Genomic DNA, 25,340 nt, shown 5'->3' with positions numbered 1-25,340 from the left:
CTCCCACGCAATTTTTACGGTGTTTCCGGTTGGGGCTGCAACCGGCGGCAAAATCAGCTAACGTTCGACGTCGTCAGAGCCCGTTTGAAAACGCGCTCTGCCGAGTCGGATGGCGTGGTTTTCGAGAACCGAAGCACAGCGGACCTTTGGGTCCGTGAGCACAGTTCTACTGCGGTGCAGTAGAACGCGGAAGCGCAGAAAACCGCGTCAGGCGGCTGGCAGAGTAGCGTTTACAAATGGGCTCGTAGAAGGGGGATACTTCATGACGCTGATCCAGAAGCTTGCAGTCGCCTACGCGTTCTTGTTCTTCGGCGTCGTGGCCATCGGCTACATTCCGGCCTTCAACGATGCAGACGGCAATCTGTTCGGCCTGTTCTCATTGCAATGGTACGACGACCTGCTGCACGCCTTCTCCGGCGTCTGGGCGTTGGCCGCCGCCTTCATCTCGCATCGCCAGGCGGTGTTCTATTTCAAGCTGTTCGGCTCGGTCTACCTGTTCGACGGCGTGCTCGGGCTGATCACCGGCTCAGGCTGCCTCGATGCCGGTATCTTCATCAACGGCTTCCACTCCCTCAACGACATCGAATTCCCTGCCCGCTTCTTCGCCAACCTGCCGCACATCGTCATTGGCGGCATCGCCGTCTATATCGGCTTCTGGCTGTCGAAGCGCATCTACGACCACTTCGCCACGGCCTGACGGGCCATGTTCCTGTTCCGCTTGATAAAGCGCATCGTCAAGGCGATCCTCTGGCTGATCGTCATCGTCATCCTGATCCCGATCGCCGGGCTGGCCTATGGCTTCCTGACGACGCCGGCGCTCGACAGGACGCCGCTGCCCGGCATTGCCGACGGCGCGCCGCCCAAGGCGCTGGCCGACAAGGTGCGCGCCGAAATCCCCGGTTACCAGCGGCCGGAGGAGTCGACCTTCCTCACCTACCCGGAATGGGCGATCGTCTACGCCGCGCGCGAATATGCCGGTTTCGTCGCCAAGGACCAGCCGAGCGGCTTTCCCTATTGGTCCTATGTCGGCCGCTTCTGGCAAGACTATGCCACGGTGATCCGCGCCAGTTCTCCCTACAGGTTCAACTACGCCAACCACCAGATGCTGGTCATCATCGGCACCAGCCATTCGATCGAGCATATCCTGCAATGGGCCTATGAGAACACGGTCGGTCGCATCACCGAGGCGACGTCAGCCAAGCGCACGGCGGCCGACATCTACCAGGCCAAGATGGCCGCGGAGTATGCCTCTTTCCTCGATCAGGTGCCGTGGTACCAGTTCCCTTATGCCGAGAAGCGCGCCGGGCTGTTCGCGGTGCAGCCGGCGCCTGATGACAGTTCCGTCCGCACCAGCGAACGCAAGCTTGCCTTCGGTCTCGCCGACACCATCAAGCAAGGCTATGCCGACCTGATCACCAAGGCGCTTGCCGCGACCTCCGACCCAGCCTTCCTCGATGTCCATGTCTGGGCCAGGGGGCCGGTCGGCGAAGCCACCCGCAACGAGCCCGACACCTTGCTGGAACGCGATTACGGCGCGGACGGCACCGTCTTCGTCACCAGGCGCTACCAGGTGTTCACCGACATGATCCCGCGGCTGATCGACAAGGGTGTCTCCTTTGTCGAGATCGGCGGCAATGACGAGATCATGGTCACGGTGCTGTCGACCGATACGATCGCCATTCCCGAAGGCATGCGCATCCTGTTCAGCTATCCGCTGCCGGCGGACCCCTCGACACGCCGCACCGGCATGGTCGTGGCCGTGCGCAAGCTGCATCTGGTGCTGCCGTCGCTGATCAAGGCCGGCGCCAGGCTCGAACACGTCTACGACTACTGAGGCTTTTCAGCCACGCCTGGCCAGGATCGGCGAGCCGTCATGCTCATTCCACAATCGCGGCAAAATCCCGCCTTGTTCGCGCGCAATGGAAGATCGCATGTCGGCCTGAAGGCGCGACATGCCTGACTGGGCTGCCGGGGGGCATCTCGAAGGGACGAGACCGTGATCAAGACCGCCCTTGTCGCCATGACCATTGTCGGCTGCGACTGCGACGCCAAGCTGTGCGAATATATCGGCGAGACGCCGGCCAAGTGGTCGACCATCGCCGATTGCGAAGCGGCGATGAAGAGCCAGATCCTGCACGAGCGCAATTTCAATTATCCGCTGGTGTCCGGCATCTGCCGCGCGAAGGGCTCGGCGTCCTCCCTGCACCTGGCCGCGATCGCGTCGGGCCCGGAACTGAAGCCCGCCAGCCGGACCGTCAGGACGGAAAGCCCGCTGCCGCCGGAACTCAGCCATCGGCCGAGCGTCCCGGTCGGTTCGCCCACGACGGCCCTGGACGCGGCCGCTGCCCGGCCCGTCGCCTATGAACAGGTGGTCGACGGCGGAACCGGCGTGCTCTATCGCACGAAGAACGGCTACGCCGTGGTCAAGACCGATCTCGGCCGCGCCGCCTCGGCAACCGCCGACGCGGCAAAGCGCTCCGTGAACTGGCTGGCGGGGCTGATGCCGACGGGCCTGTAGGACGGCCCGCGTGCCGTCTACACCGTCCCGCTCAGCGCCTTGATGGCACGGTAGAAGGTCGAGGAAAACAATTCCGCCGGGTCATAGTGCCGCTTTGCCGTCAGGAAGGCCGGCAGTTCGGGATAGGACGCCAGCAATTCCTTGGCCGTGTAGTGCAGCTGGTAGGGCAGGAAGAAGCGCCCGCCATGCTTGATCGTCACGTCGATCAGCGCCCGCGTCAGCGCCCGCATCCTGGCATTGCCATCGGCATCGGCCGGCTGGTTGATGTAGAGCACCAGCGAATAGGCCGGCTCCGGCGCGTAGGTCAGCGCCACGTCCTCCTTGTGGACGATGCGCACCGAGGCGTTGAGCACCGGCAGATCCTGGTTGCGCAGGATCTCGCGCGCTTCCGCGATGAATGGATTATAGCTCGCGCGTGGAATAAAATATTCGTGCAGTATGTCGGTCTCATTCACGAGGTCGTTGAACAGATACGGCACCGAATCGTGCATCGGGTTGTTGCGGGTGACGAGACAGGCCTCGCCCTGGGCAAGCGCCGAGCTACGCGGCACCGTACAACTCTCGAATTTCGGCTCCAGCGTCTTTTCGGTGAACCATTTCAGTTCCTGGAACGCGCTGCCCCATTTGGCCATGTTCATGATCACCCGCTTCAGGCCGACGCCATCGGGTTCGCCAAGCGCCGGCTGGTCGGCCGGCGGCTGCTCCGCCACTCTATCGTAGCGGTAGACGATCATGTCCTCGAGGAAATTGCCCGGCGCCGTCGACAGGTGCCCGTAGAACAGGCCAATGTCCTTGTTCGGCTCCAGCACCTCGGCGAAGAATTTCGGGAAATCGTCGGATTTGATGATCTCGCGCGAGGTGCGGTAGACGGCATTGTCGACGATATCGAGCGTCGCCTCCAGCACCACGCCGAACAGACCGTAGCCGCCGACGACATGTCGGAACAGCTCGATGTTTTCGGTTGGCGAGCAGATGGTCACCGACCCGTCCGCCAGCATCACCCGCATCGAGCGGATGGAGCCGGCTACCGAGCCCGCCTGATGGTCCATGCCATGCGCGTTCACCGACAGCGAGCCGCCGACTGAAAAGATATCGGTCGACTGCATCGCCTTCACCGCGAAGCGCGGATGCAGCATGGTCTGGATGTCGTGCCAGCACGCGCCCGGCTGCAAGGTCATGGTCTTGGCCGCGGCGTCCACCGTAACCTTGTTGAACTTTCTCATATCCAGGACCAGCGCATTGTCGTCGAAAGCATGCCCGCCCATCGAATGGCGGATGGCCGCCAGCGACACTTTCAGCCCGTTGGCGCGCGCGAAGGCGAGCGCCTTGGCGATATGCTCTTCCTCGCTGACCTCGACGACGCCATAGATCGGCGTCCTCGACAGACCGCTGGCATCGTTGATGTCGCCGCCCTTGGCCAGCCAGGGCAGCGACGGATCGAAGGCGGGCGGGCTCCCGATCGGCTTCAGCGGCAGTGCGATGCCGTCTACATCGGCGATGCGTCCGCTGTTCTTCGGCCCTGACGGGCCTCGCGCCAGCCGCGCCACGGTGGTGCCGCCCCACAGCACGGCGCCGCCAAAAACAGCCGCCCCCAGCAGCAGCCGCCGCGACAGGCGCAATCCCTTTTGTTCCTCGGCCATCGGATCCCCCCGCAGCCAAGGAATAGCGCGGCCTTTTGGCAAAAACCATAGCGGCGCTGCCGCAACGGCGTTCCGCCACCGTCGTCGCCTGGCGGTGAGTGTCCAACCCAATGAAAATGGCCGGTTCCCAAGGAACCGGCCAGATTGGATCAAGGGTCTCAAAGTCCGGTCGGCAGTCTCTATGAGGCCTTCTTGATCGACGTCACCATGCCGGTCTTGTCGTCGACGGTCACCGCCACCTTGGCGCCGACCTTCAGTTTCCCGACCGACGCATCGGGCGACAACTGGTAGATCTTGCCGTCGTCGAGGGTGACCGACTTGGTTGTCGGATCGACCGCCTGGATGGTGCCCTGAACGGTCGCGGCATAGGCCGTGCCGAGGAAGGCGAGCAAAGCGGCGGTGGTTGCGAGGGTCTTCTTCATGGATATCACTCCGTGCTGTTTCGGTTTTCCGGTACCGCTTGGGAGAGGGCAGCACCGAACGGCCCGAAACTGGAACGAAACAGCTATCATCGGCAAATCACGTTGGGTGAATTTTCGCAAAGGATATCATAAGCTTAATTCCGACATATTGTCTGCGGCCGACATCATTCCGGGCCGCTTCGGTTCCCCCGGCGAGCGCATTTCCGTTCGCGAAAAGAGTCGTTTAGAGGGATTGTGGCGAGCGGTTGCGATCACGGCGAGGCCGCCGCAATCCGTCTCGAGCAGCATCACGAAACAGACCGCCGAGCGGTTGTCGATACACATTTTGTGTCATGGATCAGTTCAGATCGCCAATTGAAATGGAGAAAACTCGCGCTCCGGTTGCAAATCTGGAACGGATGCCGGATGGTGCGCCGTTACCATGAGGGGGCCTTTCCATGAAGCTTGCAGTCCGGTCCATGATGTCCTTGATGATGTTGGCGTGTGCTCCGGGATCGGCCGGCGCGCAAGCCGCGATTCCGAACGATGACAAAGCGCTTATGTTTGCTACGGACGACCCCGAGATGGCGACGGCGACTGCAAAGGCTCTTGCCAGCCTGGATGAGTTCCTGGCCCTGGCCGGAACGCCGCCCTCTGGGACGGACAGGTTCAAATTGAAGGTCGAGGTGCGCGATGGGGATATCAGCGAGCACTTCTGGGTCATCCCGTTCCAGCGTACCGAAACGGGGTTCGTCGGCATATTGGCAAACGAACCGGCAGCTGTGCGCAATGTCGTCCTCGGCCAGGAGATAGAATTCACCAGGGACGATATTTCGGACTGGGGATATAGACACGACGGGCGGCAAGTAGGGAGCTTCACCGTGTGTGTGATGTTCAAGAGGATGTCGAAGGAAGAAGCGGACTACCTGCGCGACAAATCCGGTTACGATTGTTGATCGTTTGCCCAACCGGACTAGCTTGCGCCGATCTTGCGCACCAGTGCCGCGGTCGCCAGCATGGCACCCAGGTCCGAAATCATCGGTGCGACATGGCTGGCGTAGTCGAGCGGCACCGAAATATCAGGTAGCTCGAAAAAATTCTTCGGCTGCGGCAGGAGCAGAAAACCATCGCTGCCGTTGAGCGCGACGCGCGCGGGCTCGTCCGGCCAGGTTTCGCCGAGCCATTTCAGCGCTTGCGCCAGCCGGCCGGTCACCAGCGGCCGCGCCGCCTCGACATTGTTGGTGCGGAACTCGTAGGCGGCGTCGAGCTCCGGCACGCCGGACGGCAGTTCCTGCATCCTGGGCGCGAACATGCCGCGGAAAAAGCCGATCACGCCACTGGCACGTCGCGCCGCGACCAGTATTCCTGGAAACGGCTCGATGGTTTCGAAGGCGACGACGACGCCCTTGAATGTGGTGGCCTTGTTCTTGGTGGCGCCCCCGTCCCATAGGTCGGCTTCGTACAGTTCGAACGCAAATCCGTCATATCGTCCGGAGATGATATCGTCGAAGCGGCTCATGGTGAAACCGCCGACGGTCTCGCGCGGCAATCGGTCAAAAGAATGCGGCGTCACGTCATGCTGGTAGCGCATATCCCCAATGAAGCCGAAGATGATCGGCATCAGCGTCTGGCGAAACGATTGCTGCAGCCTCGCCGCCGGCCTGATCGCCCGGAAATAAAGCACGACCGCCACCACGAAGCCGACCACGTACAGAAATACGTGCGGCGTTGAGAACCATTGCTCGTTGGGATCGGCGACCTTGTTGAACAGCCACGCAATGAGCGCCACGAAGACGACCACCAGGCCAACGAACAACGGTGCGCGCCACTTGGCCGCGCGTGCCACCGAGGCCCTTTTCGCTTCGTAGACCTCGATGTCTTTCTTAATGGCTGCGATAGCAGCCGCGCCCGGCATGAAATCCGCTGTCTCCATCGCCAATCCCCGCCGCCAGTGTTGCCGCATGATAGCCATTTTCGCGGGAAAGTCGCCAGCGCTTACCCCTGCCCTGTCGTGGACCTGTCACGCGGTCAGGGCGACGCGTCCACAAGGGAAGCAGGAAAGATCGCGTCCAGGCGGCCCTCGATTTTTTGCCGCATGGGCTCGTCCAATGCCTCGACCGGCAGCAGCCGTTCGTGGTCTCCCGCACGCAAGCGCACAAAGGGATGAAACCAGTAGGACGCGACAGCGCCGCGCGTCTCCGCATCGGCGCTGACGTCCACGATGAAAATCCCACCAATCCGCCCCGGCCACGGCTGGCGGGCAAAAGCGGTGCCGAGGAAATCCCCGAGTCCATAGGCAATCACCGTCCCGCCGATCCGCTCCACCGGCTGAACGACATGCGCGTGATGGCCGGCGATCAGACCGACGCCCTGTCCGGACAGCCTCCGCGCCAGTGCCCGGGTTGCGGCGCGCGGAAAATGCCGGAACTCCCAATCCCAGTGCGGCACGGCACAGAGGAGATCGACCCCAGCACTAGCCTCGCGCGGCCAGCGCGCCGGATCGCCTTCCATCGAGACGCGGTCGGCAAACAGTCTCTCGTCGGCGTTGCGCCAGAGCGTGAAAGCGGCGAAGCCGAGAGCGAGCGGCCCGGCAGCGAAGCGTTCGACCGGACCCTTGGCGACGAGGCCGATGGTGCCGACACCGAGCCGCTTCAACGCCGCGACCGTCGCGTCGAAACCGGCGACGCCCTGGTCGAACACATGATTGTTGGCCAGCGACAGGACCAGTTTTTCGCGCCTGATGCCAACCGCCGCGAGTGCCTCGGCCAGAAAGCGTTCGCTCATCGCATGATGCGTACCGAGCTTTGTCCCCAGCACGGCGCTCGGCCTGTCGACGACAGGGCTTTCGCAATTGCCGATCACCAGGTCGGCCGTGCCCAGCAGCGCCTTGATCGCCGGATCGCAGTCCGGCGCGCTCCGGTTGGCTACCGCCGAGATGTCGCCGATGAAGGCCAGCCGCACCATCTGTCTCGGTAGCGGGTCCATCAGCGTCCCGGCCGCCGGCGCAAATCCGGTGACGTCACCGCCGAGCGACGGTTTCAGGAAACGCGGCAGCCAGGACAGTTCGTAGGAGAGCGGATAGTTCGACACGGCACGCCTCATCGTTGGCCTTCTGTAGACCGTCCGCCGGACCGGTTGAAGCGTGCCCGGCGACATTCATGCAACGATGTGGACAGCGTGCCGGCATCGACAGGCGCGGCGTCGTAAATCTGTGTATGGTCGCCGCGACAAATGGGAGGGAAAAGATGACACGAATAGCAAGCCTGCTGGCATCGGCTTTCATTGTGCTCGTGCCGCTGTCGTCCGCATCGGCGGCCATGCCCGAAGCGGCAACAGCTTTGTTCGAGGCAAGGACCGTGGCCGCGCGCGACGGCGCGCTGTCGACACTGGAAGCGGCCGCGCCGAAAGATCCAGCGTCAGCCTATGCCGCCGGCGCCGGCGAGTTCTTCACCGCGCTGGAACTGCTGGCCAGCGGCCTGCATCGCCATGGGTTCGAGAGCCCGCAATCCTTCATGCTGCCGCTGATGCGGCTGCCGGTACCGGCGAACCCCAATCCCGAGCCGCTGACCTACGAAGAGTTCCGCGCCATACTGGTGGCCTTCCGTGACCGGCTGGCAAAGTCCGCCACCACGCTTGGTTCGGTGCCGGCCGATGCCGATATCGGCATGGTCATCGACCTCACCCATGTCGGCATCGACCTCAACGAGGACGGCACCATCGCACCGGATGAAAGCATGGCGGCGATCATGGCGGCGCTGTCGCGCGGCGGCATCTCCCAGGGCGATACAGCCCCTGCGCTCACCTTCCGCTTCGACCGCGCCGACGGCTATTGGCTGCAAGGCTATGCCGAATTCCTGATGGCGCAGGCCGATTTCTGGCTGGCGCATGATTTCAAGGGCACGTTCGACGGCTCGTTCCACATGCTGTTTCCGCGCGCCAAGCTGCCGTTGCAGGACATCCTCGTGCCGCCGCCAAGCGAGATGGGCTCGAGCATCTTCTCCTCGGAATGGCGCATCGCCGACTTCATCTCGATGGTGCATCTCGTCAACTGGCCGGTTGTCGAACCGGAACGCCGCAAGGCGGCGCGCCAGGAGCTGCTCGAAATGATCCGGCTGTCGCGCGAGGACTGGAAGGCGATCCGCGCCGAGACCGACAATGACCGCGAATGGCTGCCCGGCCCGCAGCAAAAGGGCGAGAACCCGCTCACCGGCCTCGAAGTCGGCGAGGAGCAGGTGCAGGCCTGGCTCGCGACCCTGACGATGGCCGAGGACCTGCTCGAAGGCCGCGCGCTGCTGCCGCACTTCCGCATCACCGGCAAAGGCATCAACATGAAGCGCTTCTTCGACGAGCCTAAACCCTTCGACCTCGTACTCTCGATCACCGGTCCCGGCATCGCGCCTTATCTGGAGAGCGGCAAGATCCTGACCACCGAGGATTTCGACCAGATTCAGCGCGAGTTTGCAGGTGGCGGGTTTTTGACGTTCGCACTGTGGTTCAACTGAGCGGCGCGGACAGCCGAACTTCGACTAATCCAAAGTAGAGAATCACGGACAGCGCCTAGAAATAGCTCCCTGGCGACGGTGCTCATGGCGGCCGCCTGCACCGACATCAATGGTGCCCTGCCGTCATGGAGCCGTCGACAATAAGAACCGGCGTTGGGGCGCCCGGCCGACAGGCATTTGGCGTGCCTCACTGTCCCGGAAGCGCCGAATCGCCTTTTGCGAGGATTAGCGAAGGCTGTTTCGCTTGACTCGCCCGGCAAAAACAGGCAGCAAAAAAGCCTTGGAAGGGCTGCAATACCGCGTGCATGGTCGTGGACGAGCCTTTTTCGGCACAAAGTCCACGTCTCTCGATTGGTTTTGAGAGGGATTGGTTAACCAACTTTGTCCATATTTTGAAGCAATCGGCAACTAACGACAGGCGCGGCAAACGCGTCGGGGACCACCTGGGATCACTCACAGAATGGTCGTCGCGGCTATCACAGCCGCGGACGTGGGAGCCGATTGGAGCAAGATTGGTTGCATGGCGTTGTTGAGTCGTAAAATTGTCGGGGACAGGCGTTGCAGCGGCGAGACCGCCTTCGAAGCGCCACGTGCCTCATCCTTCACCCCTGAACGGGTTGTCCGCTGGATTGCGGTGCCGGGCGTCAGCGCCGCCGTCGGCCTATGGCTGATCGGCACCATGGCCGGCCTTAGCTCTGTCGGTGCCTCGCTTTCGGTCACGTCGGTCGGCCTGCCGCAGACGCTGTCCATGCCGGGCACGCTCGCTCTCGCCGATCCGCTGAAGCAGCATTTCCTCAGCTCTTCGGCGCCCTTCATGACAGCCAATGCGCATGGCGGCGCGCAGGCGCTGCACGACCATGCCGTACAGTGCGGTGCCAGTTGCTTCAAGCTGGCCGCGATAACCTCCAAGGCGGAGAAATCCGGGCGCCTGGTGGCGCAGGCCAAGCCAACGCCGGCGAAGTCGAAATCGCAGCAGCGCTTCGAACTGATGGAAGCGTCGCTGTCGCCGACAAAGCTCGCCGCTGCCTTCGCCGGCGCGGGAAAGCCTGCGACCGCGGCCAGCACCCATCCAGTGATTTCCAGCGCCACTCCACGGATCACCGAGGCGTCCCTCGTGCCGTCCGTCCAGGTCATGGCCAGCCTGTCCAACGACATGCCGGCTCCGGCGGCGGAACGCTTCGCCCGCGCCGAAACGGGTTCCGTCGTGCAGACCGCGCCGGCGCCGATGGGCTTTGCCCAGTCGGAAACGCCCGACAACGCGCAGCTGGCGCTTGCCCTGGTCGAGTCGATGCCGGTCGAGGACGAAGCTTTCGCCTCGCCGCTGCCGATGACCGAATCCTCCGCCGATGTCGCGGTGGCGCCTGTCGAGACCCAGCAGGAACAGCCGGGCGACGCCGCTTCGCTGCCGGATGCGCTCACCGACGACGTGCCGCTGCCGACCCGCCGCCCGCAATATGACGCGCCGCGGCAACCCCGGATCGTGGAAGAGGACAAGCCGGCCGCACAGCCCAGGACCTTGGAGCAGAAGCCGGCGCCCCAGCCGAAGCCCGTCCAGCAAGCCAGGCAGCCGGCCCGGCAAGGCCGGACCCGTGATGGTGGCGACGTGCTGGCCTATGCCAAGCCGGACACGCCTTCGGGCGGCCTCGGCCAGGCGTTCAGGAACCTGTTCAACGGCCCGAGCGCCGGAAGCGGCGCCGGCCATGGCGTCGCCGTCTACGACATCAGTGCCAAGACCGTCTACATGCCCGACGGCCAGCGGCTCGAGGCGCATTCCGGCCTCGGCGCAATGGTCGACCAGCCGCGCTATGTCCACGTCAAGGACCGTGGCCCGACGCCGCCCAACACCTACAATCTGTCGCTGCGCGAATCCCGCTTCCACGGCGTCGAGGCGATCCGCCTGACCCCGACGAGCGGCGGCAACAAATACAACCGCAACGGCCTGCTCGCGCATACCTACATGCTGCGGGGCGGTCGCGCCGAATCCAATGGCTGCGTCGTCTTCAGGGACTATTCCCGCTTCCTCGCCGCCTTCAAGAAGGGCAAGGTCACCCGCCTCGTCGTGGTGGATCGCCTGAACGGATCGGCGACCCGGGTCGCGTCGAACGGAAGCGGCGCTTGAGATAAGGCGAAACCGTCCGCCACCTCCTGACAGCCTTCTGTCAGGAGCCTGACGCGACCGCCGGCCCGTCCTCATCGCGCTCTTTCCATTTTGGCCGAGAAATCCCATATTCGGGACATGGCCAAATCCCCCGATAAAAGAACGCCGCCGACGGCGAATGAGGACCGCGCCGCGCCGAAGCGGCGCAGCCCGCTGACCGATTTCCTCGACGCCTCGGAACCGCTGCACAAAGGCGGCTTCGCCGAGATGCCGCAGGCCGAATTGTCGGGCACGCCGCTGACCGGCTCGATCGCCGATTGGGCCGAGCAGATCGAGCAGGAGGCTGAACGGGAAGGAAGCGCCGCGGGCAAAGGCGGCGGCGCCAAGCCGCCGAAGAAAATACCCGAGCGCTCCGCCGCGCCGGGCCGCACCGCGCGCGGCACCTCGATGGGCGGCGCCGCGTCGGCCCGCGAACGCACGGCGGCCGGCCTCAATCCGGTCGCCGGGCTCGACATCTCGCTGGAAGAAGCCGAGACGATGTCGTCCAGTGGCGTCACCGCCACGGTGGCCGCGCTCTCGGCGCTAATCGAATCCGGCAATCCGCTGCACAAGGACGGCGTGCTGTGGACGCCGCACCGCCCTGCCCGGCCGGAAAAATCCGAAGGCGGCATCGCCATCAAGATGGTGTCGGATTTCGAGCCCGCCGGCGACCAGCCGACCGCCATCAAGGATCTGGTCGAGGGCGTCGACAACAACGACCGCACCCAGGTGCTGCTCGGCGTCACCGGCTCCGGAAAAACCTTCACCATGGCCAAGGTGATCGAGGAGACGCAGCGCCCCGCTCTGATCCTGGCGCCCAACAAGACGCTGGCCGCGCAGCTCTATTCCGAGTTCAAGAAATTCTTCCCCGACAACGCGGTGGAGTATTTCGTCTCCTATTACGATTATTACCAGCCGGAAGCCTATGTTCCGCGCACCGACACCTTCATCGAGAAGGAATCCTCGATCAACGAGCAGATCGACCGCATGCGCCATTCGGCGACGCGTTCGCTGCTCGAGCGCGACGACGTCATCATCGTCGCCTCCGTATCCTGCATCTACGGTATCGGTTCGGTCGAGACCTACACGGCGATGACCTTCCAGATGCAGATCGGCGACCGGCTCGACCAGCGCGCTCTGCTCGCCGACCTCGTTGCCCAGCAGTACAAGCGCCAGGACATCAATTTCGTGCGCGGCTCGTTCCGCGTGCGCGGCGACACGATCGAGATCTTCCCGGCCCACCTTGAGGACCGCGCCTGGCGCATCTCGATGTTCGGCGACGAGATCGAGGCGATCACCGAGTTCGACCCGCTGACCGGCCAGAAGACCGGCGAGTTGAAGAGCGTCAAGATCTACGCCAACTCGCACTACGTGACGCCGCGCCCGACGCTCAACCAGGCGATCAAGTCGATCAAGGAAGAGCTCAAGCACCGGCTGGTGGAACTCGAGCGCGCCGGCCGCCTGCTCGAGGCGCAGCGGCTGGAGCAGCGCTGCCGCTTCGACCTCGAAATGCTGGAAGCCACCGGCTCCTGCGCCGGCATCGAGAACTATTCGCGCTACCTCACCGGCCGCCAGCCGGGCGATCCGCCGCCGACGCTGTTCGAGTACATTCCAGACAATGCGCTGGTCTTCATCGACGAGAGCCACGTCACCGTGCCGCAGATCGGCGGCATGTATCGCGGCGACTTCAGGCGCAAGGCGACGCTTGCCGAATACGGCTTCCGCCTGCCTTCCTGCATGGACAACCGGCCGCTGCGCTTCGAGGAATGGGACGCTATGCGCCCGCTTTCGGTCGCTGTCTCGGCAACGCCCGGCGGCTGGGAGATGGAGCAGTCCGGCGGCGTGTTCGCCGAGCAGGTCATCCGACCGACCGGCCTCATCGATCCGCCGGTCGAGGTGCGTCCGGCCAAGACCCAGGTCGACGACGTCGTCGGCGAGATCCGCGAGACGACCAAGGCCGGCTACCGCACGCTGGTCACCGTGCTGACTAAGCGCATGGCGGAGGACCTGACCGAATACCTGCACGAGCAGGGCGTGCGCGTGCGTTACATGCACTCCGACATCGACACGCTGGAGCGCATCGAGATCCTGCGCGACCTGCGCCTCGGCGCCTTCGACGTGCTGGTCGGCATCAACCTTTTGCGCGAAGGCCTCGATATTCCCGAATGCGGCTTCGTCGCCATTCTCGACGCTGACAAGGAAGGTTTCCTGCGTTCGGAAACCTCGCTGATCCAGACCATCGGCCGTGCCGCCCGCAATGTCGACGGCAAGGTCATCCTCTACGCGGACCAAGTCACCGGTTCGATGGAGCGGGCGATGGCCGAGACCAACCGGCGCCGCGAGAAGCAGATGGAGTGGAACACCGCCAACGGCATCACGCCGGAATCGGTCAAGTCGCGCATCTCCGATATTCTGGACTCGGTCTACGAGAAGGACCATGTTCGCGCCGACATCTCGCAGTTCACCGACAGCGCCGGCGCCATGATGGGCAACAATTTCAAGGCCCATCTCGACGCGCTGGACAAGCAGATGCGCGACGCCGCCGCCAATCTCGACTTCGAAAAGGCGGCCCGCATCCGCGACGAGATCAAGCGGCTGCACGAGATGGAATTGTCGATCTCCGACGATCCGCTGGCGCGCGAGGTGGAAGGCCAAAGTCCGGCCTCTGGCCGCGAAAAGGGCAAGCACAACAAGGGCGTGGCCAAGCATCGGACATTGGAGGAACAGGAACGGTTCCGCAAGCTCGATCAGGCACGCGCCGCCGAAGAGGCAGCCAAGGCCGCCAGGCCGAACCTCTTCCGCAAGCCCGATCTCGACGAGATGGGCGCCGACGGCGCCGTGCCGGTGAAGAAGCCACTGTTCGCCAAGCCGTCACTGGACGACATGGGGCCTGGCACCGACATGCCGACGCCGTCAGGCGCGGTGTCGCGGTCGCTGTTCAAGAAGCAGTCGGCGGAAGAAGCGCATGGCTCCGACTTCGGCATCCCCGGCGATGCGACCAAGCCGCTGTTCAAGAAGAACTCGCTCGACGAGATGACGGTGCGCCGCACCGAAAAACCGGTAGAAGGAAAAGTGCCGGCGAAGCCACAGCCAATCTCCCCCGTGGAGGAGATGTCCGGCAGGACAGAGAGGGGCGCGAAGGATCGCGGCGATGCCGACAAGCCTATCGTCCGTCAACGCTCCGGCATCGGCTCCTACAAGGACCAAGGCGACGCCCGCCGCGAAAAGCGCCGGCCGGGCAAGACAGGCAGGCCCGGACGGTAGCAATTCTTCGCGCCCCCGCTGTCCCTCCAATATAGATCAGCTTTTCTTGCCGCCTTGCCAGTCGTGGGACGAACCTATACGGGCCTTTCAATTCTGCTCTTCCGCTCCGAAAACCATCAGCCAACTCCCCCATGAAACCCAGAGACATCGCCGCCTACGTCTTCCTGGCTGTCACCTGGGGACTGTCGTTCCTGGTGCTGCTCAAGGTGGTACATGCCTTTGGCTGGGTCGGCGCGGTCACCTTGCGCGCGCTGATCGCCGGCATCACGCTCTTTCTGCTTGCCGCCGCGACGCGGCGACGGCTGGATTTCAGCGCCGGCTGGCGGCATTTCGCCATGGTCGGCGCGACGACGGTGGCGGCGCAGCTGATCGGCCTGTCCTATGCCACGCCGCGCATCGGCACGGCGATGGCGGCCATCCTGGTTGCCGCCATCCCGCTGTTCTCGATGATCATCGGCCAGCTCTGGGGGCTTGAGCGCATCGCTGTTCGCGGCCTGGCCGGACTGCTGCTCGGCGCTGCCGGCATCATCGTCCTGGTCGGTTTCCCCGCCGTTCCGGTCACCGCATCCTTTGCGATCGGCTGTGCCGCCTCGCTGTTCAGTTCCTTCTCGGCGGCATTCGGCAGCAACTACGCCAATCGCCATTTGCGCTCGGCCGGCTCGCTGGAACTCACCAGCGCCGCCTTCCTGTTCGGCGGCCTGATGACGCTGCCGCTGCTGCTCGCCGTGCCGGTGCCGGCCATGCCGCGCCCTGTCGACTTCCTCTACCTGGCCATACTGGCCTGCGTGATGAGCGCATTGACCTATGTCGTGTATTTCCGGCTGGTGGCCAGCATCGGAGCCACCAGGACCATCAGCGTCGAATTCGCCGTGACCACGATCGCGGTGCTGGCTGGAACGATTGTGCTCGGCGAGTCGCTGACCCTGATCCAGGGCTTCGGCGCGGTGGCAATCATCGGCGGCTGCATACTGGTGCTGGACCCCTTCCCGCGCCGCTTGAAAGCGGCGGCCTTGCCATCAGCCTCGCCTTTGATGTAGCCAGTCGTCACACTTGAACGTCTCGAAAGGAGGGCTCACGTGTTTACGTTCTATCGTCACCATCGTCAGCGTGGCCCGATTTCCGCCCTGCGAGCCAGCTTGCAGGGCTGACCAGGGACGGTCCGGGTTTTCCCGCTTCGATTTTTGGTCTGCCCTTCGTGGTGTGCAACGCCTGGCCTGATGGCCGGCACGCGCACCGTCAAAGTGCATGAGCCGGCATTCCGGCAAGACCAGAGAAATCAAAATGGCCCTGATCAGCTTCAAATCCCTCGGCGTCACCATGAGTGCGCCGCTCTTTTCCAATCTCGACCTCAGCATCGGCAACGGCGACCGGCTCGGCATCGTCGCCGCCAACGGCCGCGGCAAGTCGACCTTGCTCAAATGCCTGACCGGCGAACTGGAACCGACGACAGGCGACATCAGCCGCACGCGCGGTCTGCGTGTCGGCCATGTCGAGCAGTCCGTTGCCCCTGCCCTGCTTGGCCGCACTTTTTACGAGGTTGTGGCTGAGGCGTTACCGCCCGAACAGGCCGACAGCGAGATGTGGCGCGTCGATGTGGTTCTCGATTCGCTTGACGTGCCCGAGCCGATGCGCGGGCGAGAAATGCAGGCACTGAGCGGCGGCTGGCAGCGGCTGGCGCTGATCGCCCGCGTCTGGGTCACCGATCCCGACATGCTTTTGCTCGACGAGCCGACCAACCATCTCGACCTTGCCCGCATCAGCCAATTGGAAACCTGGCTCAACGCGCTGCCGCGCGAGGTGCCCGTCATCATCGCCAGCCATGACCGCGCCTTCCTAGACGCCACCACCAACCGGACGCTGTTCCTGCGCCCGGAACAGTCGCCGGTGTTCTCCCTCCCCTATTCCCGCGCCAGGGAGGCGCTGGACGAGGTTGACGCGTCGACCGAACGAAAGTTCCAGCGCGACATGAAGGTGGCGCAGCAATTGCGCCGGCAGGCGGCCAAGCTCAACAATATCGGCATCAATTCCGGCAGCGACCTGCTGACGGTCAAGACCAAGCAACTCAACCAGCGCGCGGAAAAATTGGAAGAGGCCGCCAATCCGGCTCATCGCGAGAAATCGGCGGGCGCGATCAAACTCGCCAATCGCGGCACCCACGCCAAGGTGCTGATCACGCTTGACGACGTGGCGGTCGAAACGCCCGACGGCACGCTGCTGTTCAGGACCGGCAAGCGCCACATCTGCCAGGGCGACCGCATCGTGCTGCTCGGCCGCAACGGCGTCGGCAAGTCGCGCTTCGTCACCATGATCCGCAACGCCATCCTCGAGCCGGACACGGTGCGGAATGTGAAGGTGACGCCGTCCACCGTGCTCGGCTACAGCGACCAGGCGCTGTCGGGCATCAGCGGCGACGACACGCCGCTGGCGATGGTCTCGCGCCGTTACGATGTCGGCGAACAGCGCGCCCGCTCGCTGCTTGCCGGCGCCGGCGTGGTCATCGAGATGCAGGAGAAAAAGATCGGTGTTCTGTCGGGCGGCCAGAAGGCACGGCTGATGATGCTGGCGCTCAGGCTCGCCAATCCCAATTTCTATCTGCTCGACGAGCCCACCAACCATCTCGACATAGACGGCCAGGAAGCGCTGGAGGAAGAGTTGCTGAAGCACCAGGCAAGCTGTCTGCTCGCCTCGCACGACCGCTCCTTCATCCGCGCCATCGGCAACCGCTTCTGGCTGATCGAGAAGCGGAAGCTGACCGAAGTCGAGGATCCGGAGAGCTTCTTCCGCGAGGTGGCTGAGGGAACCGGCTGAGCGGCGGGAGATCGGCATGCCTGTAAATTATTTGCTTACAGGGTTCTTGATTTGTGTAAGCGATCTGTTTACATATGTCATGATCAAATCGTTCAAGAACAAGGCGCTGTCCGACCTTTTTCAAACCGGAAAAACCGGCAAGATCGATGCCAAGATGCACAAGCGCATCCTTGTTCGGCTTGACCGCCTGGAAGCATCGGAAAAGCCGGAGGAGATGAACCTTCCCGGCTTCGACTTCCATTCGCTGAAAGGCCTCGATCCCATCCGCTACACGGTCCACGTCAATGGTCCGTGGTGCATTACATTTGAATTCGACGGTAACGACGCCGCCCGCGTCGATTTCGAGCAATATCACTGAGGCGGCCAGATTGGAGAAGTTCGACGTATGACCGTGCACGAGCCGACGCGTCCGATCGAGCGTTGCCCCTCCCACCCGGGAGCGCTGCTTGAGGACATTATCCCGGCAACTGGAAAGACCAAGGTGGAAATTGCAAATCTGCTCGGGATATCCCGGCAGCAGCTCTATGACATTATCCGCGAAAGGAAGCCGGTTTCGCCGGCGGTGGCCGCTCGCCTTGGGAAGCTGTTCGGCGACGGCGCCGCGATCTGGCTTCGGATGCAGGCGGCTTTCGATGCCTGGCACGCCGAGCGTGAGGTCGATGTTTCGGCTATTCCCACGCTCAAGGTCGCATAGGCTCTCCTCGGCGACGCCTGAACGAGATGTAAATGCTGACAAAAAATTTTCCGGGCAATCTGTCGGATCGCCCGTTGCGGCCCCGTCCTTGGGATGCCGACACGATGATGCCGGCGCCAAACCAGGGAGAATTCGTCATGTCCGTCCTGTCATCCATCGGCCGCATCGCAACCCGGTATGCCGCGGCGCGCGCCCGTCACCGCAGCGAACGCATCCTGCTGTCGCTGCCTGCCGCGCTGCGCAAGGATATCGGCTTTCCGGAAATCCTCGACACGCGGAACAACCGTTGACGCTCGCCGCCTCTCAGGCGAGCGCGAATCAATCATGTGTATCGCCCGAAAGCGGCGTCGCACGCATCGACGCACGCCTTTCGAAAGCCTCGAACCAGCGCGTCAGCCGCGCCCGCGAACCAAACGACGGAAGATGACGGAACGCCATCCAGGACAGCGTGGTGGCTAGCGCAATATGTCCAACATGGAGCGGCGCCTCGTCGTCAAGGGCGCCCTCGGCCCAGTCGTAGGTCGCCTCGATCTTCTGCCGATATCCTTCGGCAAGAGCATCATAGCGCAGCTGTTCGGGTCTCCTTTCCGTCTCCCAGCGCAAGGCGATGCCCGTCTGCGCAAGGCCTTGGGCGGCCGATTGCAGCCGCAACGCCTGCCAGCGTGCCTCGCCGACCTGCGGCAGCAACTTCCGGTCATCATGCAACGTATCGAGATAGGCGCAGATGACGTCGGAATCGAAGATCGCCGGCGCACCCGGACGCAGCAGCACCGGCACTTGGCCTAGCGGGTTTTCGGCGTGGACACTGGCGTTGTGCAAGGTCGGGCTGGTTTCGTGATGAATGACCTGGAGCTGATCGGCGACGCCTGCCTCATGCGCGAAGACCAGCGCCTTGCGCGCGAAAGGTGAGTGGGTCTGATAATAGAGGATCATTGTCGTCTCCGGGCTGAGTAGGCGGCGCGCAATCCAACTCTTTTAGCTTGGGAGCCGAGAGAATTGCGCTCTGATTGGAAGCCGCCGACGCAAGTTCGTTGCACGCCTTCCCAACCCATCGGTTGTCGCCCGGCCAAAAATTTTCGGCGTCCTGTAGGATTGCCGTCGTCTCATCCGTCCTGTGGTGCGCAAGACCAAACAAACGTGAAGAGGAACATGCAATGACCGACCAGACCCGACCCCGGCCAAAAGTGCTTGGCGGATTGACCCCCTATCTTCAGGTCGACGGTGCCATCAAGGCGGCCGAGTTCTACAAGAAGGCTTTCGGGGCCGAGGAAGTCTTTGCCTACCCGGCGGACGAAAAAGGCCGCACCATGCATATCCATCTCTATATCAACGGCTCGACACTGATGCTAGGCGACGCCTATCCGGAACACGGCCATCCGCACCAGGCGGCACAGGGCTATACGCTGCAGCTCCATCTCGGCAAGGATGATATCGACGCTTGGTGGAAGCGCGCCGTCGACGCCGGCTGCGAGGCCGTCACGCCGCTGCAGGTGATGTTCTGGGGCGACCGCTGGGGCCAGGTGAAGGATCCCTTCGGCGTCGCATGGGCAATGAACGCACCGACGGAATAGGCTTTAGCGAGCGCGCCCCTCGCCGAGGGGATGCGCCCAATCGCGCCGGGTGTATTCCCGCCGACCCGGCGTTCGAATTCAGCAAAGAGGAGACCACCATGTCCTATGTCGATGGCTTCGTGCTTGCCGTGCCGAAGGCAAATCTCGATGACTATAAAAAGCTCGCCGACCTCGCAGGCCCCATATGGATGGAACATGGCGCGCTCGCCTATGTCGAATGCATCGGCGACGACGTGCCCTATGGCGAAATCACCTCGTTTCCGCGTGCCGTTCAGGCCAAGGATGATGAGATCGTCGTTTTCTCCTGGGCCGTATACAAATCCAGGCAGGATCGCGATGCGGTGATGGCCAAGGTGATGGCCGACCCTCGTCTGCAGCGCGATATGGCCACGATGCCGTTCGACGGCAAGCGCATGATCTTCGGCGGCTTCCAGCCCTTCATGGAACTTTGAGACGGCTCGACCGCCGTTCGCAGGCCGGCCTTACCGCGCTATCGGCCTATCCGAGCTTATCCAGCAGTGGTTTCAGCCTGTCGCCATAGCGCTTCCACAGATCGACCGAGCCCTGGTACATGGGCTGGCGCACCTGCGCGGCCGACGCCGTGCGCACCGGCCTGTCGGTCTCGTGGAACGACAGCACGGCATCGTCCCATGGCAGGCCGAGATAGTCGATCAGCGCCCGGCTCTGCCCATCCTGGTCGGCGACGAAATCCTCGTAGCGCACATCGTGCACGACGCCGGGCAGCACCTTGTGCCAATGCGCCATGATGTCGGTGTAGAGATTGTGGAAATCGGCGAGCTCACCGAGCTCATAGCCATAGCGGTGGCTGTCGCCGCGGAAATGCACCTTGTAGATCGACAGGCATGTCGCCGCCGCATCGCGGGCGCAATGGATGATCCTGGCCTTCGGCAGCATCATGTGGATGAAGCCGACAAGCAGGAAGTTGCCCGGCATCTTGTCGGTGACGTGGCGCATATGCGGATATCGGGCATGCAGCATGTCCAGATAGGCCTGCCCCGCCTCGGCGAAATCCCTATCGTCCGTGTCGGCCACGCCCCAGGGGAAGCCGCCCGGCATGTTCGACGGGAACTGCTTGCCGACCGCCGTCTTCAGGATGCTGAGCTCACCCGCGCCATAGACCTGGGGGTGACTGGCGATGATCTGTTCGACCAGCGTCGTACCCGAACGCGGCATGCCGACGACGAAGATCGGCGCGTCGTCGGCAATCGGGCTCGGTCTGTGCTTTTCGAAGAAACCGGCATCGAACACCGTCTTCATTGCCTCGAATTCGGCGCGCGTCTTCACCGGGTCGTAGTCGATGCCCTTGCGGCGGATGGCATTGCCCTCGGCGAAATAGTCGAAGGCCCTGCCATAATCCTTGAGATCGTCATTGGCCTTGCCGAGGCCAAACGACAGCTGCATGCGTGCCAGGCTGTCCTGAGGCGCCTTGGCGTGCTGCGCCTCCATGCCAGCCATTTCGGCATCGCGCTCCTTCTGGCGCTTGACCTGCGTCAGCATCAGCCACGCGCGGGCCATGCCGGGCTGGATCGCCACCGCCTGCCGGAACAGGCCGGTCGCCTCGTCGAGCTTGCCCTTTTCCATCAGCCCGACGCCCAGTCCGTGCAGCAGGTCGGCATCCCTAGGCCGGATGGTCAGTGCCTCCTGGAAGACAGCCAGCGCCTCGTCGAGGCGTCCGGCTTCCTGCAGGGTTTCGGCAAGCCCGATACGGGCGCGCACGTGGAATGGATTGCGCTGCACCGTGCCGCGATAGATGTCCTCGGCCTCGTCGAACCGGCCGATCTGCTTAAGCGACGAGCCGAGATTGTCGCGCGCCGCGAGCTGCTCCGGCCGCAGGTCCACCGCGCCGCGGAAGAAATCGATCGCCGCCGCGACACGGCCCAGATCGCGCATCACCGTGCCGAGATTGTTGAGGAAGTCGGGATTGGTCGGCTGCAGCTGAACCGACTGTTCGAGGAAATCCATGCCTTCTTCGCTGCGCCCCGTCTGGTGCAGCAGCAACCCCAGGAAATGCGCCGCGGCCGCGTGTTTGGGCTGACGCGTCAGCACCTGGCGGTAGATCGCCTCGGCCTCCTGCCGGCGCCCGGCCTGGTGCAGTTGCAATGCCTGCTGCACATACTGGTCGAGGCCCAGCGGCGGCTGTCCTCCCCCGCCAGACTTGGCCGCGCCAGGCTTGGTCCCCGCACCCGCCGCTCTTCTCTGATCTCTGTTGATGGGACACCTACCGTGTTCGTGCGCCTGCCGCGATCTAGGCCATCGGCGTTACAGGTTCAAGGCTTTGCTTGATTCTGCGCCTCACGTCGCGGCGAAAGCGATCAAATCAGGCGATTGGTCTCTGCAACCTGCCTGGCCCGCCTCACAGTTCCATCGGTATCGGAGATCGTTCGCCTTGCCGCCTCGTCCCTTCTGATGGTCAGCCGCGCCGACTGGACGGCCATCGGCTTTCCGGCAGCGCCAATGGGGTACGTGGCGATTGACCTGACGATCGGATTGATCGCCATGCTCTTCCCTTTCGAAGTTCTGATTGAATCCATGGCTTTATCCCCTTTGAAAAATAAAAACATAAGCGCCGAGGAAAAACTCGGAACGTCTCCAAGAAATTTTCGAAGATATCCGCAGCCATAGCAGATTTATTCTAAAATTAATATCCGTCTATTTTTCAAATCGAAGCAAGGAATTCCGTTATTATTCTTGAATAGAGCGCCGATTTCCGTTATATATCACATATGGTTTGGGCCAGAATTGGCATCTCGCGGCGTCAGAGGTTCTCGACCCGCCAATCTCATCCCAAAAGGCCAGGACAATGCCCGACCGCACCACCCGTTCCATCGCCCATTTCACCGCGCCATTCATGCTCGGTGGCCTGGAAGGACAACTGCCGGCCGGCGACTACGACATCGATCACGACGAGGAGTTGATCGAGGGCATGTCGCGGCTTGCCTGGCGCCGCGTCGCCACCTTCATCCATCTGCCGGCAAAGGCGGTGAACAACCCGCTCACCAGCCAGCTCGTCGCCATCGACCACCTGGACCTCGAAACCGCGCTGGTGCGCGACCGGGAGAATGCAGCATGATCCGTTTTCAACAGAATGCGCGACCGCGCACCGACACCCCCTCGCATCTCTTCGCCATCGGCCAGACCGTGCGGATGAAAAGCCGGACCGGCTTGGTCAACAAGGCCGCGGAACTGTTCGAGATCAAGAGCAGGCTGCCGGTCAAGGACGGTTCCCCGCAATACCGCATCCGCAGCGACCAGGAGACCCACGAACGGGTCACCACGGAAGACAATCTCGAACTGGCCGACAATCCGGCCAGCTGAGCGGAGGCCAGCCGACACACCGCGCAACCGCAAACGCCTCGCGGCGTTGAGCCTGCACACCAGATGCAGGAGTTTTGCGATGTCCCTCACCGCCTTTGCCCTCAACTGTTCGCTGAAAGCATCCGGCGACAAGGAAAAATCGTCCACCGACAAGATCATCGCCGATCTGCTCGCGGCGCTCAAACCGCATGGCGTGGAAGGCGAGGTCGTGCGCACGCTTGATCATGACATCAAGCCTGGCGTGCTCTCCGACATGGGCAGGGGCGACGACTGGCCTGGCCTGCGCGAAAAGATCCTGGCCGCCGATATCTTCATTCTCGGCTTGCCGATCTGGTTGGGCCAACCATCGAGCGTCGCCAAGCGCGTCATGGAGCGGATGGACGCCTTTCTCGAGGAGACCGACGACAAGGGCCGCATGCCGGCCGCCGGCAAGGTGGCCCTAGTGGCGATCGTCGGCAACGAGGACGGCGCGCATCATTGCCATGCGGAGTGCTTCCAGGCGCTGAACGATGTCGGCTTCACCATTCCCGCCAATGGCGGCGTCTACTGGGTCGGTGAAGCCATGCATGACGTCAATTACGTCGACCTGCCGAAAACCCCCGCCAAGGTTACCGAAGCCATCGAAATGGCGGCCTCAAACGCTGCTCATCTGGCCGGCCTGCTCAAGAGCAAAGCTTATGTTGGCGTGGACAAATAATGGCCTTCCCCTCATGCGGGAGACGGCAGAATCTCAGCACGGCCCCTCGCCGACGATGCGGTAGTCCGAGGCCCGCGCCTCGCAGGCGTTGGGGAAGGTGCGCATCTCTCCATGCCGGCGGGCGCACACCGGAGCATATTCGCGGGTGCAGAACGTCTTCTCGCCACCGCCATCACCGCCATCACCGCCGTGACAGGCGCCGTCACGCACGATGCGGTAACCCGCCCGATCGGCCAGACAGGCATTGGCGAAGGTCTGGCGATCTCCGCCGCGCCGGGCGCAGACCGGCTCGTATTGCTTGGTGCAGAATTGCGGTTCAGGGCGCGGCGGACGCGGTCGCGGCCCAGGTCCGTCATCGACGACGACCGTGCAGGCGGCAAGAATTGCCGACAGGAAAAGGACGGCAAAAACCTGCCGTGAAAAGATCGCCGCAAGAAACCTCATGATCGTCTCTCCCTCGATCCCCGTCCCGGTCCGTACCGCCCAAGACTGCGTGGCGGTTCGTTGATGATGATATCGATCAAAACAAGATTTGGATCAGTCACCCAATGGCGTGATCGTCGTCATTCCACCGCCAATTGCAACCCTTGTTTGCGGCTTCTGTAAGAGAACGACACCCGAACCGATGGGCCCCAGCCGCGTCCCCGGCAATCGTCGCTCCTGGCCCATCCATGACCGGTGCTGTGGGCCGATGACCCTTCCGCCAACGAAGCCTATTTGCGGCCGGTCGACGCTTTGATCGGTCGATTTTTGCGTCGGGATGCGCCAAGGGCGGCGGCCCGCGGCGCTATCTTGCAACCTTCACGTTTCCGTGCGATAAATTCTGTGTTCGGGCATTTGCGACCCGGAGAGCGGAACGTTTTGGACGACCTTTCCCCGATACTGTGAATCTCTGACGGCCCCGTTTTTCGGCGGGGGGTTTGACCATGCGCCAATGCATGACTGCCGAAAGCAACCACCAGGAACTGCCCTCGACGCCAGGTGGCGGGCAGGACCACCAAGACTGAACGGGTGAAGGAGTTTCCCCAATGGCCCAGACCGGCACCGTTAAATTCTTCAATGCGACCAAAGGCTTCGGTTTCATCACGCCCGACGGCGGCGCCAAGGACGTGTTCGTCCACATTTCAGCGATCGAGGCCTCGGGCCTGCGCACGCTCGTCGATGGCCAGAAGGTCACTTTCGACGTCGAGCCGGACCGCATGGGCAAGGGCCCGAAGGCGGTCAACCTGCGCGCAGCCTGAGCGATCGGCGCGCGCGCATCCCAGGCGGATGGGCGAACGAGGAGCTTGACCAGCACCTGGGCAGGCAGACGGGTTTTTGAAAGGCGCGGCGGTTTTCGGCGCGCCTTTTTCATGTCCGCCGCGCAGCGCAGACTCATCTCATCCGGAAGTTCATCCCGGGTCCGGGCCAATGACGCGCATCAAAACAAGCACTTAAAGCGACGTGCTTTAAGTGCCAGCAAAACTTTCTCTTGCCGATAGCGCTAAAATAAAGGACAAATTTGCATTCGGGCATTTGCCGGCCCGAGACTGGAGTTTATGGGATCAAAGGAGCTTCCCATGCCGCAGACCGGCACCGTCAAATTTTTCAACCATGCCAAGGGCTTCGGCTTCATCACACCGGATGATGGCGCGAAGGATGTCTTCGTCCATATTTCGGCCGTGCAGGCGTCGGGTCTCCCCGGTCTCGAAGATGGGCAGAAAGTGACATTCGACACCGAGCCGGACAAGCGCGGCAAGGGACCCAAGGCCGTCAACCTGTCGGTCGGCTGA

At 63.1% G+C, this 25,340-nt stretch carries 28 protein-coding genes; 21 read left to right on the top strand and 7 right to left on the bottom strand.

The genetic code is table 11. The features are described from left to right. Nucleotides 1–262: 262 nt before the first annotated feature. From MESAU_RS11055 to MESAU_RS11045, 3 genes are all read left to right on the top strand, one after another. A complete protein-coding gene (locus tag MESAU_RS11055) occupies nt 263–697 on the top strand; it encodes a hypothetical protein (RefSeq protein WP_015316132.1) in 435 nt (144 codons plus the stop codon). Between the two features lie 6 nt (nt 698–703). Next, nucleotides 704–1,834 carry a hypothetical protein gene (locus tag MESAU_RS11050; protein WP_015316131.1) on the top strand — a complete coding sequence of 377 codons (1,131 nt, stop codon included), beginning with the start codon at nt 704–706 and terminating at the stop codon, nt 1,832–1,834. A 162-nt stretch (nt 1,835–1,996) separates the two neighbouring features. Continuing rightward, complete coding sequence (locus MESAU_RS11045; RefSeq protein ID WP_015316130.1) at nt 1,997–2,518, top strand: hypothetical protein; 522 nt, start codon at nt 1,997–1,999, stop codon at nt 2,516–2,518. A gap of 17 nt (nt 2,519–2,535) precedes the next feature. On the opposite strand, the gene MESAU_RS11040 is transcribed toward MESAU_RS11045, so the two are convergent. After that, nucleotides 2,536–4,158: an FAD-binding oxidoreductase gene (locus tag MESAU_RS11040; protein WP_015316129.1), complete on the bottom strand. Its 1,623-nt coding sequence runs from the start codon at nt 4,156–4,158 to the stop codon at nt 2,536–2,538. Between the two features lie 179 nt (nt 4,159–4,337). Continuing rightward, nucleotides 4,338–4,580: a DUF1344 domain-containing protein gene (locus MESAU_RS11035; protein ID WP_015316128.1), complete on the bottom strand. Its 243-nt coding sequence runs from the start codon at nt 4,578–4,580 to the stop codon at nt 4,338–4,340. Here MESAU_RS11035 and MESAU_RS31100 point away from each other — a divergent pair. Continuing rightward, complete coding sequence (locus MESAU_RS31100) at nt 4,579–4,938, top strand: hypothetical protein (protein WP_157163629.1); 360 nt, start codon at nt 4,579–4,581, stop codon at nt 4,936–4,938. The genes MESAU_RS11035 and MESAU_RS31100 overlap by 2 nt on opposite strands. A gap of 79 nt (nt 4,939–5,017) precedes the next feature. Next, complete coding sequence (locus MESAU_RS11030; protein WP_015316127.1) at nt 5,018–5,515, top strand: YegJ family protein; 498 nt, start codon at nt 5,018–5,020, stop codon at nt 5,513–5,515. Nucleotides 5,516–5,532: 17 nt separating this feature from the next. Here MESAU_RS11030 and MESAU_RS11025 read toward each other — a convergent pair whose 3' ends face one another. Together MESAU_RS11025 and MESAU_RS11020 are read right to left on the bottom strand one after the other, a co-directional pair. Continuing rightward, complete coding sequence (locus MESAU_RS11025; RefSeq protein WP_015316126.1) at nt 5,533–6,492, bottom strand: DUF3137 domain-containing protein; 960 nt, start codon at nt 6,490–6,492, stop codon at nt 5,533–5,535. 95 nt (nt 6,493–6,587) lie between these two features. Next, nucleotides 6,588–7,661 (bottom strand): CapA family protein, encoded by a 1,074-nt coding sequence (locus tag MESAU_RS11020; RefSeq protein WP_015316125.1) that lies wholly within the window; start codon nt 7,659–7,661, stop codon nt 6,588–6,590. A 143-nt stretch (nt 7,662–7,804) separates the two neighbouring features. Here MESAU_RS11020 and MESAU_RS11015 point away from each other — a divergent pair, with 143 nt between their 5' ends. The 8 genes from MESAU_RS11015 to MESAU_RS31470 all read left to right on the top strand — a co-directional run bounded on the left by MESAU_RS11015 (nt 7,805) and on the right by MESAU_RS31470 (nt 18,254). Then, on the top strand, nt 7,805–9,061 hold the full coding sequence (locus MESAU_RS11015) for a hypothetical protein (protein WP_015316124.1): 1,257 nt from the start codon (nt 7,805–7,807) through the stop codon (nt 9,059–9,061). A gap of 520 nt (nt 9,062–9,581) precedes the next feature. Beyond that, a complete protein-coding gene (locus tag MESAU_RS11010) occupies nt 9,582–11,180 on the top strand; it encodes a DUF2778 domain-containing protein (protein WP_041163690.1) in 1,599 nt (532 codons plus the stop codon). 117 nt (nt 11,181–11,297) lie between these two features. Continuing rightward, entirely contained in the window at nt 11,298–14,462 is a 3,165-nt protein-coding gene (gene uvrB, locus MESAU_RS11005) for an excinuclease ABC subunit UvrB (protein WP_015316122.1), read from the top strand. 131 nt (nt 14,463–14,593) lie between these two features. Beyond that, entirely contained in the window at nt 14,594–15,499 is a 906-nt protein-coding gene (locus MESAU_RS11000; RefSeq protein ID WP_015316121.1) for a DMT family transporter, read from the top strand. A gap of 244 nt (nt 15,500–15,743) precedes the next feature. Beyond that, a complete protein-coding gene (locus MESAU_RS10995; RefSeq protein WP_015316120.1) occupies nt 15,744–17,270 on the top strand; it encodes an ABC-F family ATP-binding cassette domain-containing protein in 1,527 nt (508 codons plus the stop codon). A gap of 79 nt (nt 17,271–17,349) precedes the next feature. Continuing rightward, complete coding sequence (locus MESAU_RS10990; RefSeq protein ID WP_015316119.1) at nt 17,350–17,628, top strand: type II toxin-antitoxin system RelE/ParE family toxin; 279 nt, start codon at nt 17,350–17,352, stop codon at nt 17,626–17,628. A 27-nt stretch (nt 17,629–17,655) separates the two neighbouring features. Beyond that, nucleotides 17,656–17,964 carry a HigA family addiction module antitoxin gene (locus tag MESAU_RS10985; RefSeq protein ID WP_015316118.1) on the top strand — a complete coding sequence of 103 codons (309 nt, stop codon included), beginning with the start codon at nt 17,656–17,658 and terminating at the stop codon, nt 17,962–17,964. Between the two features lie 32 nt (nt 17,965–17,996). Continuing rightward, nucleotides 17,997–18,254 carry a hypothetical protein gene (locus MESAU_RS31470; RefSeq protein WP_015316117.1) on the top strand — a complete coding sequence of 86 codons (258 nt, stop codon included), beginning with the start codon at nt 17,997–17,999 and terminating at the stop codon, nt 18,252–18,254. 28 nt (nt 18,255–18,282) lie between these two features. On the opposite strand, the gene MESAU_RS10975 is transcribed toward MESAU_RS31470, so the two are convergent. After that, nucleotides 18,283–18,897 carry a glutathione S-transferase gene (locus MESAU_RS10975; RefSeq protein WP_015316116.1) on the bottom strand — a complete coding sequence of 205 codons (615 nt, stop codon included), beginning with the start codon at nt 18,895–18,897 and terminating at the stop codon, nt 18,283–18,285. A gap of 221 nt (nt 18,898–19,118) precedes the next feature. On the opposite strand from MESAU_RS10975, the gene MESAU_RS10970 reads away from it, so the two are divergent. Both MESAU_RS10970 and MESAU_RS10965 read left to right on the top strand, forming a co-directional pair. Continuing rightward, entirely contained in the window at nt 19,119–19,535 is a 417-nt protein-coding gene (locus MESAU_RS10970) for a VOC family protein (protein ID WP_015316115.1), read from the top strand. Nucleotides 19,536–19,633: 98 nt separating this feature from the next. After that, nucleotides 19,634–19,987, top strand: a complete 354-nt coding sequence (locus tag MESAU_RS10965; RefSeq protein ID WP_015316114.1) for a DUF1428 domain-containing protein — start codon at nt 19,634–19,636, stop codon at nt 19,985–19,987. Nucleotides 19,988–20,033: 46 nt separating this feature from the next. Here the strand turns inward: MESAU_RS10965 and MESAU_RS10960 are convergent, their stop codons facing one another. Further along, on the bottom strand, nt 20,034–21,668 hold the full coding sequence (locus tag MESAU_RS10960) for a tetratricopeptide repeat-containing sulfotransferase family protein (RefSeq protein WP_015316113.1): 1,635 nt from the start codon (nt 21,666–21,668) through the stop codon (nt 20,034–20,036). A gap of 213 nt (nt 21,669–21,881) precedes the next feature. Between MESAU_RS10960 and MESAU_RS31095 the strand changes: the two genes are divergently transcribed. From MESAU_RS31095 to MESAU_RS10940, 4 genes are all read left to right on the top strand, one after another. Beyond that, a complete protein-coding gene (locus tag MESAU_RS31095; RefSeq protein WP_157163628.1) occupies nt 21,882–22,178 on the top strand; it encodes a hypothetical protein in 297 nt (98 codons plus the stop codon). Nucleotides 22,179–22,356: 178 nt separating this feature from the next. Beyond that, nucleotides 22,357–22,626 (top strand): hypothetical protein, encoded by a 270-nt coding sequence (locus MESAU_RS10950; RefSeq protein WP_015316111.1) that lies wholly within the window; start codon nt 22,357–22,359, stop codon nt 22,624–22,626. Beyond that, the gene (locus MESAU_RS10945; RefSeq protein ID WP_015316110.1) at nt 22,623–22,871 is read left to right on the top strand and encodes a hypothetical protein; all 249 of its coding nucleotides are present in this window, start codon (nt 22,623–22,625) and stop codon (nt 22,869–22,871) included. The genes MESAU_RS10950 and MESAU_RS10945 overlap by 4 nt, the downstream gene beginning before the upstream one ends. Nucleotides 22,872–22,950: 79 nt before the next feature. Then, complete coding sequence (locus MESAU_RS10940; RefSeq protein ID WP_015316109.1) at nt 22,951–23,568, top strand: flavodoxin family protein; 618 nt, start codon at nt 22,951–22,953, stop codon at nt 23,566–23,568. A gap of 33 nt (nt 23,569–23,601) precedes the next feature. Here MESAU_RS10940 and MESAU_RS10935 read toward each other — a convergent pair whose 3' ends face one another. Then, on the bottom strand, nt 23,602–24,012 hold the full coding sequence (locus MESAU_RS10935) for a Kazal-type serine protease inhibitor domain-containing protein (protein WP_015316108.1): 411 nt from the start codon (nt 24,010–24,012) through the stop codon (nt 23,602–23,604). 584 nt (nt 24,013–24,596) lie between these two features. Here MESAU_RS10935 and MESAU_RS10930 point away from each other — a divergent pair. Both MESAU_RS10930 and MESAU_RS10925 read left to right on the top strand, forming a co-directional pair. Continuing rightward, nucleotides 24,597–24,809: a cold-shock protein gene (locus MESAU_RS10930; RefSeq protein WP_006202520.1), complete on the top strand. Its 213-nt coding sequence runs from the start codon at nt 24,597–24,599 to the stop codon at nt 24,807–24,809. A 318-nt stretch (nt 24,810–25,127) separates the two neighbouring features. Then, entirely contained in the window at nt 25,128–25,340 is a 213-nt protein-coding gene (locus MESAU_RS10925) for a cold-shock protein (RefSeq protein ID WP_008877668.1), read from the top strand.

Source organism: Mesorhizobium australicum WSM2073 (assembly GCF_000230995.2).
Classification (GTDB): Bacteria; Pseudomonadota; Alphaproteobacteria; order Rhizobiales; family Rhizobiaceae; genus Mesorhizobium; species Mesorhizobium australicum.
Note: the sequence above shows the minus strand (reverse complement) of the source record. Positions and strands in the feature narration are given on the sequence as shown.